Annotated in this window: 18 protein-coding genes and 1 pseudogene; 12 read left to right on the top strand and 7 right to left on the bottom strand. The window is 45.9% G+C overall.

All coding sequences use genetic code 11. The features are described from left to right. Positions 1–142: 142 nt before the first annotated feature. The 3 genes from QUA44_RS02540 (at position 143) to QUA44_RS02530 (ending at position 4,297) form a co-directional block, all read left to right on the top strand. The gene (locus tag QUA44_RS02540) at positions 143–1,108 is read left to right on the top strand and encodes an NAD(P)-dependent oxidoreductase (protein ID WP_333247998.1); all 966 of its coding nucleotides are present in this window, start codon (positions 143–145) and stop codon (positions 1,106–1,108) included. A gap of 394 nt (positions 1,109–1,502) precedes the next feature. Then, a complete protein-coding gene (locus QUA44_RS02535; RefSeq protein WP_333247996.1) occupies positions 1,503–3,095 on the top strand; it encodes a B12-binding domain-containing radical SAM protein in 1,593 nt (530 codons plus the stop codon). A 305-nt stretch (positions 3,096–3,400) separates the two neighbouring features. Further along, positions 3,401–4,297, top strand: a complete 897-nt coding sequence (locus QUA44_RS02530) for a M48 family metalloprotease (protein WP_333247994.1) — start codon at positions 3,401–3,403, stop codon at positions 4,295–4,297. 249 nt (positions 4,298–4,546) lie between these two features. Here QUA44_RS02530 and QUA44_RS02525 read toward each other — a convergent pair whose 3' ends face one another. Continuing rightward, complete coding sequence (locus QUA44_RS02525; RefSeq protein WP_333247993.1) at positions 4,547–5,314, bottom strand: hypothetical protein; 768 nt, start codon at positions 5,312–5,314, stop codon at positions 4,547–4,549. A gap of 293 nt (positions 5,315–5,607) precedes the next feature. Between QUA44_RS02525 and QUA44_RS02520 the strand changes: the two genes are divergently transcribed. From QUA44_RS02520 to QUA44_RS02510, 3 genes are all read left to right on the top strand, one after another. After that, positions 5,608–6,987 (top strand): NB-ARC domain-containing protein, encoded by a 1,380-nt coding sequence (locus QUA44_RS02520; RefSeq protein WP_333247991.1) that lies wholly within the window; start codon positions 5,608–5,610, stop codon positions 6,985–6,987. 82 nt (positions 6,988–7,069) lie between these two features. Next, a complete protein-coding gene (locus QUA44_RS02515; protein WP_333247989.1) occupies positions 7,070–7,324 on the top strand; it encodes a DUF4160 domain-containing protein in 255 nt (84 codons plus the stop codon). Then, positions 7,287–7,550: a DUF2442 domain-containing protein gene (locus tag QUA44_RS02510; RefSeq protein WP_333247987.1), complete on the top strand. Its 264-nt coding sequence runs from the start codon at positions 7,287–7,289 to the stop codon at positions 7,548–7,550. The genes QUA44_RS02515 and QUA44_RS02510 overlap by 38 nt, the downstream gene beginning before the upstream one ends. 80 nt (positions 7,551–7,630) lie before the next feature. On the opposite strand, the gene ftsH4 is transcribed toward QUA44_RS02510, so the two are convergent. From ftsH4 to QUA44_RS02495, 3 genes are all read right to left on the bottom strand, one after another. Then, the gene (gene ftsH4, locus QUA44_RS02505; RefSeq protein ID WP_333247985.1) at positions 7,631–9,502 is read right to left on the bottom strand and encodes an ATP-dependent zinc metalloprotease FtsH4; all 1,872 of its coding nucleotides are present in this window, start codon (positions 9,500–9,502) and stop codon (positions 7,631–7,633) included. Positions 9,503–9,825: 323 nt separating this feature from the next. Next, the gene (locus tag QUA44_RS02500; RefSeq protein WP_445243624.1) at positions 9,826–10,332 is read right to left on the bottom strand and encodes a TspO/MBR family protein; all 507 of its coding nucleotides are present in this window, start codon (positions 10,330–10,332) and stop codon (positions 9,826–9,828) included. Between the two features lie 79 nt (positions 10,333–10,411). Next, entirely contained in the window at positions 10,412–11,257 is an 846-nt protein-coding gene (locus tag QUA44_RS02495) for a M48 family metalloprotease (protein ID WP_333247983.1), read from the bottom strand. A 206-nt stretch (positions 11,258–11,463) separates the two neighbouring features. Between QUA44_RS02495 and QUA44_RS02490 the strand changes: the two genes are divergently transcribed. Both QUA44_RS02490 and QUA44_RS02485 read left to right on the top strand, forming a co-directional pair. Further along, positions 11,464–12,828, top strand: coding sequence for an ATP-binding protein (locus QUA44_RS02490; protein ID WP_333247981.1), 1,365 nt, complete (start codon positions 11,464–11,466; stop codon positions 12,826–12,828). A 181-nt stretch (positions 12,829–13,009) separates the two neighbouring features. Continuing rightward, entirely contained in the window at positions 13,010–13,576 is a 567-nt protein-coding gene (locus QUA44_RS02485) for a hypothetical protein (protein ID WP_333247979.1), read from the top strand. Between the two features lie 354 nt (positions 13,577–13,930). Here QUA44_RS02485 and QUA44_RS02480 read toward each other — a convergent pair whose 3' ends face one another. Together QUA44_RS02480 and QUA44_RS02475 are read right to left on the bottom strand one after the other, a co-directional pair. Continuing rightward, on the bottom strand, positions 13,931–15,130 hold the full coding sequence (locus QUA44_RS02480) for a GNAT family N-acetyltransferase (RefSeq protein ID WP_333247977.1): 1,200 nt from the start codon (positions 15,128–15,130) through the stop codon (positions 13,931–13,933). Positions 15,131–15,299: 169 nt separating this feature from the next. Further along, the gene (locus QUA44_RS02475) at positions 15,300–15,986 is read right to left on the bottom strand and encodes a RibD family protein (RefSeq protein ID WP_333247975.1); all 687 of its coding nucleotides are present in this window, start codon (positions 15,984–15,986) and stop codon (positions 15,300–15,302) included. A gap of 202 nt (positions 15,987–16,188) precedes the next feature. On the opposite strand from QUA44_RS02475, the gene QUA44_RS02470 reads away from it, so the two are divergent. Genes QUA44_RS02470 through QUA44_RS02455 form a run of 4 tightly spaced genes read left to right on the top strand, consistent with a single transcriptional unit; the run spans position 16,189 to position 17,065 of the window. After that, positions 16,189–16,464, top strand: coding sequence for a hypothetical protein (locus QUA44_RS02470; protein WP_106146644.1), 276 nt, complete (start codon positions 16,189–16,191; stop codon positions 16,462–16,464). 2 nt (positions 16,465–16,466) lie between these two features. Further along, on the top strand, positions 16,467–16,655 hold the full coding sequence (locus QUA44_RS02465; protein ID WP_333247972.1) for a hypothetical protein: 189 nt from the start codon (positions 16,467–16,469) through the stop codon (positions 16,653–16,655). Further along, the gene (locus tag QUA44_RS02460) at positions 16,610–16,912 is read left to right on the top strand and encodes a hypothetical protein (protein ID WP_333247970.1); all 303 of its coding nucleotides are present in this window, start codon (positions 16,610–16,612) and stop codon (positions 16,910–16,912) included. Before QUA44_RS02465 ends, QUA44_RS02460 begins: the two co-directional genes overlap by 46 nt. 9 nt (positions 16,913–16,921) lie before the next feature. Beyond that, the gene (locus tag QUA44_RS02455; protein ID WP_333247968.1) at positions 16,922–17,065 is read left to right on the top strand and encodes a hypothetical protein; all 144 of its coding nucleotides are present in this window, start codon (positions 16,922–16,924) and stop codon (positions 17,063–17,065) included. A 300-nt stretch (positions 17,066–17,365) separates the two neighbouring features. On the opposite strand, the pseudogene QUA44_RS02450 reads toward QUA44_RS02455, so the two are convergent. Then, positions 17,366–18,189, bottom strand: a pseudogene (locus QUA44_RS02450) (WD40 repeat domain-containing protein); the annotation flags it as partial.

The following is an 18,189-nucleotide window of genomic DNA, read 5'->3' as shown; positions in this document are numbered from 1 at the left end:
TTTGAGAAGAATCTTATCACCCGCTTAAGAATGGGAACTTTGATCAGACTCTTGTCCCCCCCTTCTTAAGGAAGGTTAGGGGGGATCAGGCCTCAGCATCAAGTGAAAACCCCTCATTCCTCCCATCTTCCCCTGCGGCAAAATGAACTCCAAAAAAATTTTTGTGACGGGTGCAAGTGGCTGTATCGGTCACTACATGGCCGAAACTTTGATTCAAGAGACAAACCACGAACTTTACTTATTAGTTCGCAACCCCGAAAAATTAAAATTTGACTGGAAAGCCCGTCCCGACATCAATATCATACAGGGCGATATGCGAGATATCGATCAACACGCCGAACTCCTGCAAACAATGAATGTAGCAATTTTAGCTGCCACTGCTTGGGGAGGAACTCAAGAAGTTTTTGATGTTAACGTAACCAAAACTCTCCGCCTAATTCAACTACTTTCGCCACAGACTTGCCAGCAAGTAATTTATTTTTCAACGGCCAGCATTCTCGGTCGAGACAACAATTTGCTGAAAGAAGCCGGGGAACTGGGGACAGATTATATTAGCTCAAAATACAACTGCATGGTGCATTTGTCAGCTTTGACAAATGTGCCTCCGATTACCGCACTTTACCCGACTTTAGTATTGGGAGGAGACGCAGAAAAACCAGTCTCTCACTTGTCATCGGGCCTGCCCCTTGTCACCAAATGGATTGGTTTGATTCGTTGGTTTAAGGCAGATGGCAGTTTTCACTTTATCCACGGCGCAGACATTGCCACAGTAGTTAATTATTTGGTTGAACATCCGCCAGCTTCCGAGGAACCGCGACATTTTGTGCTAGGAAATCCGGCGATTACAGCTAACGAAGTGGTAGAACAAGCTTGCCAGTATTTGAATAAAAAGATATTTTTTCGGATTACTCTGTCACCTTGGCTAGCCGATTTCTTTATTTGGCTGTTCCGAATTCAGGTGGCTGCTTGGGATAGATTTTGCATCAGCTACCGTCATTTTACCTATCAAAATCTTGTGAATCCCGAAAGCATAGGAATGCCGAGTTACTGCGGCACAGTGGACGATATGTTAAGAACTAGCGGGATTCCCGATAAAAATGTAAAGTAGCGCCTACACTCCGCACCAATAATCGGACGATGCTCAAAGCCCATCCCACAATCTTTCTTGTGGGATGGGCTTTGAGCATCGTCCCTAATTATTTATCCTATTCAACTCTACTGTTTCAAATTCTTTTTTGCCTGATTCCTACACTTTTTAAGCGATTACCGTTAATTAACGGTCAAATACGATAAGATATCAGCATTTGCAAACTTTAACAGGGAACTGCCAGCTAAAAATTGCGCTCATTCTATTTGTCTTAGGGGGTGTCACCCCTCGCCAGATAGTCGATCGAGTGCAAGATCGTAATTTTAGCATTAACATTAAGTCTTGAGAATCGATCGAACTCTCAAACACGCCAGCCCGATCGCAAGTTGTTTACTGATGTGAGGTTTAACATAATATGCGAGTTCTCCTAGTTTATCCCCTGTTCCCGAAAACATTTTGGTCTTACGAGAAAATCCTAGAATTAGTTGATCGTAAAGTTCTGCTGCCACCGCTGGGTTTGGTAACAGTAGCAGCTATTTTACCCCAAGAATGGGAATTTAAGTTAGTCGATCGCAATATCAGACAAATCACCGAAGCAGAATGGGAATGGGCAGAGCTCGTTATTCTCTCCGCAATGATTGTCCAAAAAGAAGATTTGCTAGACATCATCCGCGAAGCAAAACGGCGCGGTAAATCCGTAGCTTGCGGCGGCCCTTACCCGACTTCCGTACCCGAAGAACCTCAAGCAGCGGGCATAGATTACCTGATTCTCGACGAAGGCGAAATCACCTTGCCGATGTTCGTCGAAGCGGTACTGCGGGGCGAAAAAAGTGGAATGTATCGATCGGACGGCGTAAAACCCGATGTTACCACAACCCCGGTTCCGCGCTTCGACTTGCTGGAATTAGACTGCTACGATTCGATGTCAATTCAATTTTCGCGAGGTTGTCCCTTCCAGTGCGAATTTTGCGATATCATCGTCCTCTACGGTCGCAAACCCCGCACCAAAAACCCCCAACAATTGATTGCAGAACTAGACTGTCTCTACAACCTAGGTTGGCGGCGCGGCGTGTTCATGGTAGATGACAACTTCATCGGCAACAAACGCAGTGTCAAACTATTACTAAAAGACTTAGAAGTTTGGCAAATAGAACACAAATTCCCCTTCAACTTCAACACAGAAGCATCCATAGATTTAGCCCAAGACCAAGAATTGATGGATATGATGGTGAAGTGTCATTTCAATGCAGTATTTCTGGGAATTGAAACCCCCGACGAAGAAAGCCTACAAATGACCAAGAAATTCCAAAACACCCGCAACTCTCTGATTGAATCAGTAGAATTGATTGCCAAATCCGGTTTGCGAGTAATGGCGGGATTCATCATCGGATTCGACGGCGAAAAAGCAGGCGCAGGCCAACGCATTGTAGACTTCGCCGAAGCAGCAGCAATTCCGAGCACAACCTTTGGAATGTTGCAAGCTTTGCCTCATACTGCATTGTCCCACAGACTAGCAAAAGAAGGCAGATTGCGCGACAAATCCGGCAACCTGAATCAGACAACTTTGATGAACTTCATTCCCACGCGGCCGCTAGAAGATATCGCGAGGGAATATGTCCAAGCATTTTCTGATGTGTACGATGCTGAGAAATACTTAGACCGCACCTATCGCCACTTCTTGATGTTAGGTGCACCTACAGCAGATATACCATCAAGAATCCCCAGTTGGATAGACTTGCGAGCACTGCTAACTGTAGTTTGGCGACAAGGAGTCAAGCGTTCAACTCGGTGGAAATTCTGGCATCATTTGTTCAGCATTATCAAACGCAATCCTGCGGTTTGGGATCACTATTTAACAGTGTGTGCTCACAACGAGCATTTCCTGGAATACCGCCAGATTGTGCGGGATGAAATCGAAGAACAATTGGCTGACTTTTTGGCTAATGAGTCTCAAACTGTATATCAAGAACCTGTTGCTGTTGAGGAAAAGCAAGTGCAAGCGGTTTAGGGTTGGAGAATTCAACCGCAGATAAACGCAGACAAACGCAGATGAATGTAAGATTGTCTGCGTTTATTTTGTTTTTAATCTCGTTTCCAGGTTCTGGCTGGAAATGTCATAAGCTGTGGCTGTGTCGCCTCTTGAGAGCAGCCTGAGAGAGCCTCCCGATGGATTCCCAGTTTCTCACAGAAAAGGTGAAATACTACTATTGGCGGCAGCAGTTATTTCGGCAGATAGAGGCGCGATCGCCCGAAAATATGAAAATCTAATAACAAGCTCAAAAATACCAAAATTCGCGATCGCCCCAACCCGCCATGCAAGGAACAAATCACATCAGAACAGCAGCTCTATTAGGGCTTCTGAGCGGCCTTCTAGTTTTAGGAAGCTATTATTTAATCGGCAACGAGCAAGGACTTTACATCGGTTTAGCATTAGCCGCCTTCACCAGTTTTAGCTCTTGGTACTATTCCGATACGGCAGCTTTGATGGCTTACCGCGCTCGCCCGATCGCCCGCAGCGAAGCACCAGAAATCTACGATATGGTAGCATCGCTGAGTGAAAAAGCCCAAATTCCAGTACCGAAAATATTTCTAGTTCCCACTCAATCTCCGAACGCCTTCGCCACGGGAAGAGACCCGGAACACGCGACAATAGCAGTTACTGAAGGCATCATCAAACTGCTTTCCCGCGAAGAATTGGAAGGGGTATTAGCGCACGAACTGACGCATATCCGCAACCGCGACACTCTGACTCAAGCAGTTGCAGGGACGATCGCCGGCGCGATTACATTTGTCGGGCGAATTCTGACATTTGGAGCGCTTTACGGCCCGGTGACGCGGGACAGCAGACAAGGCCCGAATCCTTTTGGTTTGCTGTTTTTAATCATCTTAGCGCCGCTATCAGCAACCGTAATTCAATTGGCGATTTCTAGAACCAGGGAATTTGCAGCAGACAGCGGTGCGGTGGAAATTACCAATAATCCCATCGGTTTAGCAAACGCGCTGCAGAAATTGGAGAAAATGGGTCATGAAATTCCCATGCACGGCAATCCTGCGATGTCGCCGCTGCTGATTGTGAATCCTTTTTCGACTAAAGGTTTGCAGTCACTTTTCCGCACTCACCCGCCGACAGAGGAGCGCATTCAACGCCTTTTGGAAATCGCGCAGCAGCAGCAAGGTACTCCAGTTATGGCTTACATAAACGGAGTTTGAGCGCTCGAAAATGCAGCAACAATATTTAGAAACCCGGTGTTTTGAAGCAGCCGGGTTTTTGTATGTTTATCATTGTAACTGTAGGGAGCGACTAATTCGATAGGTAGGGGCGATCGCCCTACGTGCAATCAGCGCACTTTTAAATGGTTGAAATGGATAAGATTGTAAGTGGAAAAATAGGTTATGTTTCCTTGTTTCAACTTAACTTATAATATCATCTCTTCCCTCGTGAAGATAAATAGACAAATGTTAACCACCCCATAAACCACTCACAATCCAGAATACATTTCTCAATGTAGGAAATATAATAAAAAGAGCCAACGGGAAGAAAATGAATGCCAAAAGCCACCATATAACCTGCACAATAGCTTCTTTACGCTCGTTCCATGATGAGATCAGCAGACTGACAAAGAATACTGCGAGGACTGTAACAAAAATCTTACGTTTATTAAACAAGGAAATGATATCTGGAAACAGTCTCCCAAGCCCATAGTCACTGTATTTAGTATGGTGCTTGAGAGAAAAAGAAATCTCGGGTGTTGAAGAAGGTTCTTTAGCACCTAAGCGATTTCGTGCTGCTGTTACTGCTGGAAAAATGACTTTTATATCACTACTAAAAGATTGGTTTATACTTTCTTGCGTAGCTTGTACCTTAAGTTTTACTTTAAGCGCATATACCTGAGATTTAGTATCATAAAAAGGATTGGATGCGATAATATCTTGTAGATTTGCCTGAGTGTCTTGAAGTTGAGCTAACAGTTTATTTTGATCTTTTTCAGGAATTTCGATACTTGCACCAATCAATAAAAAGCTCTCCTGGCCTTCTTCTAGCTTGTAATACTCACCCCATCCCTTATCAAATCTCACTAAATACTCTTCTTCAAAAGTATCAGGTATATCTCTTATCAGATTTACTACCACCGTCTGATTTTGATTGGCAGGGTCAAAACATCCACCCAGCCCAATTAACAAAAGTGACATTAATCCTATCAAAATATAATAACGCTTTGACGACATAGGACTTACAGTAGCGATGAAGGACCATAACTTTCTAATCAAACCGTAGTAACTGCGTTATAATGTAGCATTACAACGTATAAAACGACAACCGCTTAATTCCTAAATTTACGCTTTAATACTTATTTCATTTTCTTTATAAATCAAAGCTTTGTCTAGCCCAAAATGCTCAATTTTGTTGGGACTTTTGTATGCTAGTTCAACTCGCCCTTTATAAAAAATGTTGGGAAATGTTGGGAAATGTTGGGAAATGTTGGGTACAATACAACCAACCCTGACATTGACCCGACTCTATGAACCTTAAGGAAATGGTAAAACTCGCAGACGATATGGTGTTTGCTAAAACAGGTAAGCATCTCAATGACTTACAAGAGAAAATCCTGCGCGGGACATGGCAAGATGAGGATTACAACGAGATTGCCAAGGACGTTAACCTCTCTGAGGCTCGTGTTAGAGAGGTAGGAATGGAATTATGGCAAAGCCTTTCACAAGAGTTGGGGGAAAAAGTTAGTAAATCGAATTTTCGCTCCGCAATGGAGAGGTTGGAAGTTTCAATATATTCAAATGTTGCACAAGAAGAATCAGTGCAAATTAACAGCGTTAACATCTGTGGAGACCCTAGACACCTCTCAAATATCCCAAACTCAAACCCACCAAGTCAGGAAACATCTAACCCAAAACAACCTCAAACCTCGCATCAAGATTTAAGCGAAATGCCGGAGTTGGGTGATTTCTTCGATCGCACCCACGAACTCCAAACCCTCACAACCTCGATTCTACAACAAAACAGCCGCCTCATAGCCCTCACCGGCATCAGCGGCATCGGCAAAACAACCCTAGCAGTACAACTGGTACAACAAATTAAAGAGGAGTTTGAGTACGTTATTTGGTGCAGCATAGACGCATCGCACACCCTAGATGAATTTGAACATAAACTAATACAGTTTTTTTCCAATCCAGAAAAACAAGATTCATCCCCAACCAACCCGAAACGCTTACCGCTAATTAAATATTTGCAAAACCATCGCTGTTTAATAGTCTTGGATGACGTTCACAACCTTTTCTGTAGCGGGGAATTGGCAGGAAAGTATAAACCAGAGTATGAAGAATATCGCTCTTTATTCAAACAGATAGAAAAATTATCCCATCAAAGTTGTTTTTTGCTAATCGGTTGGGAACAACCGAGAGAAGTGACTCAATTTAAAAACCAAAATACTCCCATTCGTAGCTTACAACTCAAAGGTTTAGACATCGCAGCCGGACGGGAAATCCTGAGAGATTGTGGGTTAGAAGAAATTGACAACAGTGAAGCACTCATTCATCGCTATGAAGGCAACCCGTTATGGTTAAAAAGTGTGGCGAATCTGATTCAAGAGTTGGGAATCGGCGTGACACAATTATTACTAGATGATACCATATTGTTGCCGCAAGATTTGAAAGATGTTTTACAGCAGCAGTACGATCGCACTTCCGAACTAGAAAAACAAGTTATGTCTTTGTTGGCTAGGGAAAACCAGTCAGTCAACCTAGCAAAATTGCTAGAAAAAGGACAAATATCCTCATCAGATTTACTCAACGCGCTCCAATCTTTATCACGGCGCTGCTTTATAGAAAAACAGGAAAGTCTTTACACTCTCCCACCTGTATTGAGGCAGTATATCAAAGGGTTGTAACCAAAATATAAAATCGCCCTGTGCTATCATAGAATACAAAACTTACAGATATTCGCATAGAAATGTTGTATAACCTGAAATTATGCCAACTATTTTACGAGTAGGCCCTTACCGACTTTACTTTTACAGCCATGAACCGAATGAACCACCTCATGTTCACATTGACCGAGACAAATCATCGGTTAAATTTTGGTTGGAGCCAATCAGTTTAGCAAACAACCTTGGTTTTAGCGCTAAAGAACTTCGGAAAATACAGTCAGTAGTACAAGAAAATCAACAAACACTATTGGAGGCTTGGTATGGGTATTTTGGCGATTCGAGCGGACGAGAGAGTTAAGCACATTCATTTTACCGAAGAAACAATTAGTGTTGATTTAATGGATGGACGAACCATTATCGTCCCTTTAATTTGGTATCCCAGATTGTTTAATGCAACTCCCGATCAAAGGGCAAAATGGGAATTATGTGGAGGAGGCTATGGCATTCACTGGGAAGAAATCGATGAAGATCTCAGTACAGAAGGAATGTTGCGCGGAGCACCTGCCCCGAAAACTTCATCTTGACAATTGACTAGCTAAAAAATATCGAAAAACGCAGATGAGTATAAATCATCTGCGTTCATCTGCGGTTAAATTAAACCATTTTAAACAACCGCCGAAACCTTATCTACAGGCTTGACTTGAGTGAGAAAATCGTGAAGTTTTTCACCTTCAATTACCTCTGTTTCTAACAGTTGTGTCGTAATTGTTTCTAACAATTCTCGATTTTCCTTGAGAATATCTAAGGCTTGTTGGTGTGCAGTTTCGACAATTTCTTTGACTTCTTGGTCGATCGCCTCAGCAGTTTGGGCACTCACCGCACGGCGGGCATTTCCCATACCATCGCCGAGGAACGATTGTTGACTCCGATCGTAAGCAAGAGGCCCCAAAACCTTACTCATCCCGTAAGTTGTCACCATCCGTTCAGCTAAATCCGTCGCCCTTTGCAAGTCGTTGGAAGCGCCAGTAGTAATGCTACCAAACACCACTTCCTCAGCCGATCGCCCGCCCAGCAAAGTTGCAATCTGACCGCGCAACTCCGACTCATCTAACAAGAAACGGTCTTCCGTCGGAACCTGCAACGTGTAACCCAATGCAGCCATACCGCGCGGGACGATCGAGATTTTCGCCACTTCGCCGCCGCCAGTCATCACAGCCCCAACCATCGCGTGTCCGACTTCGTGGTAAGCCACAATCTTTTTCTCTTTTTCATTGAGCACCCGGCTCTTCTTTTCCAAGCCCGCCACAACGCGCTCAAATGCCTCTAAAAAGTCTTCCTGTGCCACAGCGAGGCGCTTGTTACGCGCCGCTAGCAAGGCAGCTTCATTGACCAAATTTGCCAAATCTGCGCCCGAAAAACCGGGGGTACGAGTGGCGACGGCCTTCAAGTCAATATCCGGGCCCAACTTCACTTTTTGAGAGTGAATGTTCAAAATTTCTTCGCGACCAGATAAATCGGGGCGATCGACTAAAACTTGGCGATCGAAACGACCAGGGCGCAACAAAGCAGCATCCAAGCTTTCCGGGCGGTTAGTTGCAGCCAGCACAATTACCGTAGTATTGCCCGCCGCAAAACCGTCCATTTCAGTTAATAATTGATTGAGAGTTTGTTCGCGTTCATCATTCCCACCGAAGCTAGCGTTACTGCTACGAGATTTGCCGATCGCGTCCAATTCATCAATGAAAATAATACAAGGAGCCTGCTTCTTAGCCTGCTCAAATAAATCTCTAACTCTTGCAGAACCAACACCTACAAACAGTTCCACAAACTCCGAACCAGAGATGCTAAAAAACGGCACGCCAGCTTCACCAGCCACTGCTTTTGCTAACAGCGTTTTGCCAGTTCCCGGAGGCCCGACTAACAGCACGCCTTTCGGAATTCTCGCACCGATTGCCGTAAATCTGTCAGGAGTTTTCAGGAATTCAACAACTTCGACTAATTCTGTTTTAGCCTCTTCTACTCCAGCCACATCAGCAAAAGTAATTTTCGCCGATTCGCCTTCTACATAGACCTTAGCTTTGCTTTTGCCGATCGACAGCGCACCCTGTGGCCCACCACCGCCCCGGTTCATGAAAAATTGAAAAATTGCCACAAAAATCAGCGGCGGAACCACCCAGCTCAAAACACTGCCGATCCAGCCATTTTTAGAAGGGGGAGTTGCCGCAAATTCAACGCCTTTTTCTTGCAAAAGTTTAGGCAGATCCAGGTCAAAAATCGGCGTAGTTGACAGCACTTGACCGGGTTTGTCGCCTTCGCCTTTGAGTTGGTAGCGAATTTCATTTTGACCCACCGAAGCTCTCACCACATCTTGTTCTTGGACTTGATGGACGAACAAGCTGTAAGGCACTTGCGGAATTTGTGGCCCGAACAAATTAGGTAAAAAGATGTTTGCCAGCAGAAACAAACTTGAGAGCAATAACAAAATATTGCTAATTTGTCGAAAACGAGGTGGTTGGGGCTGGTCTTTAATTGCCATTGATAACAGTCATCCTTTGATTTAAGGGAGTTTTATTCATCTATTTTCTCATCAACTCTGCACACACTGTTAAGCGGATTTCCTCACTCGAACGGTCGGTTAACCCGGTAGCACGGAGTTGCTACTATAGCAATCCTAAATGATTCAGATAAATTTGTAGGGGTAGTGCGACCCCTACTCCCCGTGCCTACCCCTATCTATCGGGCAACCACGGGGGGATTGCCCCTACAATAATTATGCAAATGATTTAGGATTTCTATATTAACAATGTTTTTTTTTAACGAAGCGGTGCGTTAGTAGGGTGCGGATTGCACACCTAATCTTTAGGCAGCTTCTGGGTTTAAATTAATCATTTCCCAAGTAGTATAAGTACCGATCGCACCCCAAATCGCGTAAGGCAAAAGTAACAAAGCTGCGGTTTGAGAGATCGGCAAAACAGCCAAGGTCAGCACAACTCCCAAAATCTCCCCAACCCCTCCCAAAATCGTCCCTACTTTGAGACTTTTCGCTCTGAGAGTAGCAGGAATATAAGCAACTGTTACAATTTCTAAAAGCAAGTACAAGGCCATCAGCAGCCAAGTTTTAATGCTCCCTGGCTCTTGTTCCCAAACGACAGCAGCGCTGCCGGCCCCGCAAGCAAAAATCACCGTCCAAATTAACGGAATAGCCGGCTCAAAAAACATCCAATCCGGTCTTTGAAGTTTGACTGCCCAGTTAATATCGCGGAGTTTAAACAACAAAGTGCCGAAGGCGACGGAAAAAGTCACGCCGCCGATAATCATCCCAGATTCAATCATGGTTCTAAACTTTTCAATTGCTCGATCGCTCATTAAGTCGATCGTCCCAACTTACAGCCGAACTTCCATCAGTCTTTAGCAATAACTTTTGTAAAGCGCGGTGCAATTATCGCTAACCGCCCGACACATTCTTAGCAAACTCTTCGCGTCCCGACACCAAATTAGGTGGAACGCCGTTAGGGTAATTTTGCGCGATTAAAGCTTGCAACTTTTCAACTCGATTTCCAGGGTTCGGGTGAGAGCTCAAAAACTCCGGCGATCCCCCGCCCTTCCTAGCAGAACCGAGAATCTCCATTACTTCCACAATACCTTGAGGATCGTAACCCGCTTCCGTCATAAACCGAAAACCGAGCTGATCGCTCTCAAGTTCATCCGATCTACCGTACCGCAAACCGACAACTTGATTGACAGCTTGAGCAATTAATGCTGCCTGCTGGCCACCCCCGCGATCGTCGCTAGTAGCCACCCCAACCGCCGTTACCAAAGATCTGCCCAACTGCTGTTTTGCCAAGTGTTCCGCACCGTGGCGCGCCACAACGTGACCGCTTTCGTGCCCGAGTATAGCAGCCAACTGAGCCTCGGAATTCAGTCGCCGCAGCAGCCCCGCAGTAATGAAAACTTGTCCCCCCGGTAAAGCAAAAGCATTGACAGTTTGGGCGTCTCGCAGCAGGTGGAATTCAAACGGATAACCTGCTTGTTTTGCCGCCGAACCGTTGACAACTCGTGCCCCTACTTGATCGACATACTGCTGAATACTCTGGCTGGGATAAAGCCCCCCGTGCTTGGCGGCCATTTGATCTCGCGCCTGCAATCCCAAAACTACCTCTTGGCGGGGAGAAAGCTGCACCCGCTGTCTCTCTCCAGTTACCGGATTTTGTACATCGTTTGTAAAATAGGTAATTGCCCCAAAAAATGCCATTAATAGCCCGATCGCGGCTCGAAATAAAAATTTATTCACAGGCTTTTACCTAAAAAGTTTAGCTAGTAGATTACCAGGCTGGCAGCTACCTCGACATCTGTCTGAAGTATTAATAATGGAAAGAGGAACCGCTGATTAAGGCAGATATACGCTGATGAACGCAGATGAATCTCAAGATATGAGCCGGCGATATTACTTCAGATTTTATTTAATATTCTATTGGTGATTCCTGATTTTTTCGCAATATGTTTCAAGCTACCCGCCGCCGCCTTGCTATTTGGTACACAGCCGTTACCGCCGTGTTGTTACTTGTATTCGCCACGGGTTTCTATTTCTACGTCCGCAATACTTTGATCGATCGCATTGACGACACCCTCCATCACGTTGTCGAAGTAATAGAGCGAACTCTGGTTATCGAACCGCTAACTTTTCCTAATACCACAGATAAAATTAAATTGCAAGTTAATATTCAAGCGAGTTTTCGAGATAGCACCGATGCCGTAGAAGACGACCACATTGATTTAGAATGGTTCAGTCCTACGGGTGAATTGCTGTGGTCTACTTTATCGGAACCACTGAATATTCCCATTCACGCTAACCGTACTGGCGAAACAGTTTGGATAATTAATAATAAGTTGCACTCAGAGCAAAACTATTCCCTCAGACAAGTCACGCAGCGAGTGGAAATCGGCCGCCAGGTTTTGGGATATTTGCGAGTCAGCCATCCTTGGTTTGAAGTGACAAAACCGATCCGCCAATTAATTTTTGATTTGATTTTGGGGACTGGTTTAACTTTAATTGGCGTGGCGGCTATTGGCTGGTTGCTGTCAGGATTGGCGATGGCGCCGATACGGGAGTCTTATGGGCGTCTCAAACAGTTTACCGCTGATGCTTCCCACGAACTCAGAAATCCGATCGCCACTATTCAAACTAACGTACAAGTAGCTTTGGCGGAACCGGATATCGAACCGCAGCAACACCAACAGCTACAGGTAATCGAACGCCTGACGCGCCGTTTGGGGCGGTTGGTTGACGATTTGCTGTTTTTAGCCAGACAAGACAGCGGTATCCTGCAGCAGCAGTGGATTGAGGTTCCTCTTGATGCTTTGCTGATGGAGGTAATTGAAGAACAACAGGCGATCGCCACTACCCAAAATCTCTCTCTTTCTTTGGAAATTGTCGATCTGCCCAACGCTGAGGACAACTTTACACTGTTAGGCGACTGGGATCAACTAGCCCGACTTTTTACCAATCTCGTCAGCAACGCCGTGCAGTACACGCCCTCTGGCGGTCAAATTCAAGTAGAATTGCAGCTTGCAGCTAAAAACAAAAGAAATTCGGCGATGTTAAATCCAGCACTGCAAATAAAAGTAACAGACACCGGCATCGGAATTTCCGCAGAAGCCCTGCCGCATTTATTCGATCGATTCTACCGCGCAGATCCCGCCCGCACCCACCGCAGCGCCGCCGGTTCCGGTTTAGGATTAGCCATCGCCAAAGCAATTGTCGAAAATCACCGCGGCCAAATCCGCATTGACAGCCAAGTCGATCGAGGTACCGCCGTTACCGTCACCCTCCCCGCCCACAAATCAGAAGCATCTCGCCTCTAAAACTTCCCCTCTTCCTCTCTTCCTCTGCGCCCTCTGCGCCCTCTGCGGTTAAAAAAAATCTACCCCTCAAACCCTTATTCTTCCTACCTCGCGCCCAAACCCAGCGATTAAAATTCATTTCCGCCATAGATTAACATAAACGTTGTTGGAAAACCTCGATCGAACTTGTGAGGAGTTATTTATGTTTCGCCACAATCTACCGTTAAAAAAAATCAGCTTGCTAGCCGCCACCTGCGGAGGTTTACTCGTTAGTCTCGCAACACTTTCCCAAGCCGGCGGCCCCCCGCCCCAACAAGGAAAACCCGTTTCCCAGCCCGCAGAAACTCCCGCAACAACTGAAGAACCCGTCAGCCAACCAACTCCGGCTGCGAGTCCGGGCCCCAGTGAGATGCCCTCTACACCCACAGACGCGCCTCCCCGCTTCCCAATGCCCAGTGCGCGAGTTACGCCTGCTGAAGGCATGATAGTAATTAAACTGGTGAATACCACCAATGCTGTCATCAATTATCAAATCGTAGGCGTCACCCCGCAGCGCACTCTGGGCGAACAATCGGAAATTTTGCTTCAAACCCTCAAAGTGCCAATCACCCTCACTTATCAGCGCCCAGACGGCGGATTGCTGCTGGTTCGCCCCCAAGCAACCGCGATGCCGGGAATGTTGCAAGTCAGTTTCGGCGCGACGACTGAGTTGGGCACCGATACAAAATCGTTGGAAATTCAGGAAGATGGCAAGGTAATTTTGAATTAGGTTAATTGGTTCACGGTTGACGGTTGACTGTTGACGGTTGACGGTTGACGGTTGACTGTTGACTGTTACCATTCGTGTCAACTTAAGACTAAAATCCATAATAAATATCGTTTATAGTTGAGTTTCGATCCCCCCTAACCCCCCCTTAATAAGGGGAGGAAAAGAGTATTCTTACGTCCTTTCTAACTCCTATTAATAGACGGCGAAGAGCATTCAAAGTCCCCCTTCTTAAGGGGGATTTAAGGGGATCGAAACTTCGATACAAACGAGATATACACAGGGTTTTAGTATTATGTTGACACTGATGGGCTGTTACTAATTCCCAATTTCTAATTCCAAATTCCCAGTCAACCGTCAATCGCCGAGTAACAACGGAGGTAACTTTGTAAAAGGTAAATCCTCGTTGACTGCATCAATTTCTTCCTGTTCTCTTTCGTTGATTTGACCGATATAAGACTTGAGAATTTGCGCCAGACGGTTGTTATAAAATCGGTGCAAACTATAATTTGGCGTAGCTGGAAAGCCGCGCCGTTTTTTGTGCCGCCCGCCCGCGCCGGGATCGAAGGTTTGGATGCCCCGATCGATCGCCCATTCGATCGGGGTATAATAACAAGCATCGAAGTGTAAGCAGTCAATTTCCTGCAAACTGCCCCAATAACGCCCGTAAAGTCGATCGCCCTTATACAAACAAAAAGACATACCCACAGGCTGTCTGTCATCTTCCTTATCGTAGGCGGCGACAAACAAAACGCGATCGCGATAATTGTGGTGCAACTGTTCAAAAAATCGCTTAGTCAGATACTTGCTGCCCCACCAACCAAATTTGTCGCAAGTATTCTCATAAAAAGCATACATTTGAGCAAACATGGCTTGGGGAATTTCATCGCCCGTCAGCGTTTTTATCAACAAACCAGCTTGATCGACTGCTTTGCGTTCGCGTTTGATATTGCGGCGCTGGTTAGCATTAAAAGCGCTTAAATAACCGTCAAAATTTTGATAGCCTTGATTTTGCCAAATATAGCTATGGTGCATCCAAGTGCTGAAACCGTGGCGTTCCATTCTTTCGCGCCATGCTGGATCGACATACAGGAAATTGCAACCGGAGATATTGTGGCGATCGCAAAAATGGTCGATCGCGCTTACCATTATTCCTGTTAACTCATCCTCATCTTCCCCCGGCGCAATCAAAAACCGATAGCCTTCAGCGGGAGTAAACGGTGTCATTCCCATCAACTTCGGATAATATTGTACACCCAAACGCTGAGCTAAATCGGCCCACTGATTGTCAAATACAAATTCGCCGTAGCTGTGGCTTTTGACATAAAGCGGCGCGCAAGCAATCAACTGTTTGTCTCGCCAGACTGTCAAGTGATGTGGTAGCCAACCGTTTTTACCTGTCGCGCTACCGGAGATTTCGAGATTGTTTAGCCAATCCCATTCCATAAAAGGAGTTTTTAGGGGCATCGCCAAGGCATCCCACGACGCTTGCGGGATTTCGCCTATTTTGCTAATCCAGGCTACAGAATATTGTTGAGTTTTTGGCTGTTGCAGCATAGGGAGATTTGTGCGTAGAGCGATCGAACTTCATTTAAGTTAATACAATCTCTCCTGCTTGTGTAATTATTGGCCACAGGCAAGATGCCTGTGCCACTTCTGTTGTGGGGTGGGCTTCTAGCCCGCCACAGGCAAGATGCCTGTGCCACACAAGATGTGGGGTGGGCTTCTAGCCCGCCCCAACTCTATAATGCAAAAACACCTCTTGTCCCACCTGTTTAACCGCCAAAAGCTCTAATTTCGGAGCCACATCCGCCAAAAAACCCTTTCCCTCAACCGGAGTTGGCGCATCCACTCCGCCCAAAATTAACGGGCACACCGTCAGCCAAAGTTCGTCAACCAAGCCCGCAGCGAGCACAGATGCTACCAGTTTCCCACCGCCCAAAATTGCCAAATGTTTGATACCGAGAGTTTCTAGCTGTTGAAACGCATCAATCCAATCAATTTCTCTATCGGTTGTTTTAGCATGGATAGTGCGATCGAACTTACAGTCATTCACCGTGTCCGCATCTTGCCCAGTCAGCAGCCATCGCGGCACCAGTTGCTGGAAAAATCGCAAGTTTGGGTCAAATTGGCGCGATCGCGAACACACGATTTGCACGGGTTGTGGGGGCTTTCCTGCGAGTTCCCGCTGTTTGAGCAATTCCGGCGAAATCACTCGCATCGTCGTTCCATAAGCTTGTAAAGTGCCGTTGCCGAACAAAACGGCATCGTTTGCTGCGACTTGTTGTTCGAGGTGGGCTTTGTCGTTGGCTGAACCGAATCTGGCGGGCGATCGCACTTTATCTGCAATCTTACCATCGGCACTGATCGCGAGTATTACTGTTGTGTAAGGTCGATCGATCTTATCTATCATTAATTTATGGAACTTTCGCACAACATCATAACGGAAAAAGAGGACACGGCAGTGCCGTTTCCCTACCCCAAAATGTCGTAGCGTAGCGGGGCGTAAGCCATCGCCCTTCCCATCCTCTCGCAGTTTGGCAAATTTGACAAAATTTGATATTTTTGCTATGATTGCCTGAAATAAATCACAATTAAAGCTCAACTATAAATGTATGGAAGCTGTAATTGAAAGCATTGTAGATAAGCTGCGTTATTTAGGCAAACCGCAGCTAGAAGTAGTTCTTAATTTTGTTGATTTCCTAACTTGGCAATCAGCGCCTGGTCAGTCATCAAAGGTAAGTGATTCTGATGCAGAAATCAGCGATCGCGATTTTGAGATACTTTTAGATGAATTGGCTGATGATTTTATTCAAAGTCTGGGAAATAATGTGCCAGTGCTATCAGATTTTGCCATAAGTCGTGAAGGTATCTACGAGGAGCATCCTTAGCAATGTTATGCCTTGTAGATACGAATATTCTGCTGCGGTTTTCCGATCGCTCTCATCCTTTATATCCTGTAATCCGCAATGCTGTAAAAAAATTGCGACAGGATGGATATAAATTGCAAGTAGCCTCACAAAACTGCGTTGAATTTTGGAACGTTGTTACTCGCCCGATCGAGAAAATGGCTTTGGGTTGACTCCTGCTGATGCCGAGCTCAAGTTACGCCGGATCGAGCGTCTTTTTCCTTTGTTTCCCGACTCGCATTTAACTTACTCCGAATGGCGCAGGTTGGTTGTTACCTACAGAGTTTCGGGGGTTCAAGTACATGATGCTCGTCTTGTGGCTATTATGAAAGCAAACGGTGTATTACACATTTTGACGCTAAATGTTAAGGATTTTACTCGCTACGCTAGCGAAGGAATTGTGCCAATCGATCCAAATACTATCTCTTAATCATAAAAGTTGATCGCACTTCTAAAAATTCGATCGCCCACCCACAAAAACCCGATCGCCCATCAATCCAAAAACCCGATCGCCCTGAAACCGACCGAAAATTTGTCTGCTTTGTGGCACAGTCCGCCGGGGGTTGAAACCCCCGTCTCATAGCTAAAGTCGGTTGAAACCGACTGAAAATTCACCTAAAACCAATACACATCAACTAACTCTTCAGTCCTCTTCAGAGGACTTTCGCTATGAGACAGGGGTTTCAACCCCGGTTGGACTTGTCGGCGACGAACCAACTAGCCCTTGGCGCGGACTAACTAACGGACTAACAAATCAAATGCGATCGCCCATCCACAAAAAACCCGATCGCCCATCCACAAAAACCGGGTTTTTTCCGAAATACTTCCCTACAACCCACAGATGCGGGCAAAAACCTCGCTGTCAACTGTCAACTGTCAACTGTCAACTGTCAACTGTCAACTGTTTAACTCCCTCCAATCGCAGGAAATGCACCCGGCCCGATCGATCGCCCGCTACAACTGTCACTCCATCAGGGGCGATCGCACAACACATAAACGCACCATCTCCGCTGAAACTAGCAACCTCATTGCCACTAAGTATATCCCAGACTTTTAGGGTGTTATCCATTGAAGCCGAAATCGCTATCAGGCCGTTGGGTGCGATCGTGACTGCATTTACCCTATTACTATGACCCGTGAGAGTTTTCAGTTCCCGGCCTGTTTCGGTGTCCCAAATTTTCAGGGTATTATCCAAGGAAGTAGAAATCGCTGTTTTTCCGTCGGGTGCGATCGCCACTGCAAATACCGCGCCTCTATGACCCGTGAGAGTTTTCAGTTCCCGGCCTGTTTCGGTGTCCCAAATTTTCAGGGTATTATCCAAGGAAGTAGAAATCGCTGTTTTTCCGTCGGGTGCGATCGCCACTGCAAATACCGCGCCACTATGACCCGTGAGAGTTTTCAGTTCCCGGCCTGTCTCGGTGTCCCAAATTTTCAGGGTATTATCCAAGGAAGTAGAAATCGCTGTTTTTCCGTCGGGTGCGATCGCCACTGCATTTACACAGTCACTATGACCCGTGAGAGTTTTCAGTTCCCGGCCTGTCTCGGTGTCCCAGATTTTCAGAGTATTATCCAATGAAGCCGAAATCGCTGTCTTGCCGCCTGGTGCGATCGCCACTGCTAGTACCGCGTTACTATGACCCGTGAGAGTTTTCAGTTCCCGGCCTGTCTCGGTGTCCCAGATTTTCAGAGTATTATCCAATGAAGCCG

The organism is Microcoleus sp. N9_A2, from assembly GCF_036701775.1.
Classification (GTDB): domain Bacteria; phylum Cyanobacteriota; class Cyanobacteriia; order Cyanobacteriales; family Microcoleaceae; genus Microcoleus.
The sequence above is the reverse complement of the archived record's forward strand: the minus strand, read 5'-3'. Positions and strand labels throughout refer to the sequence as shown.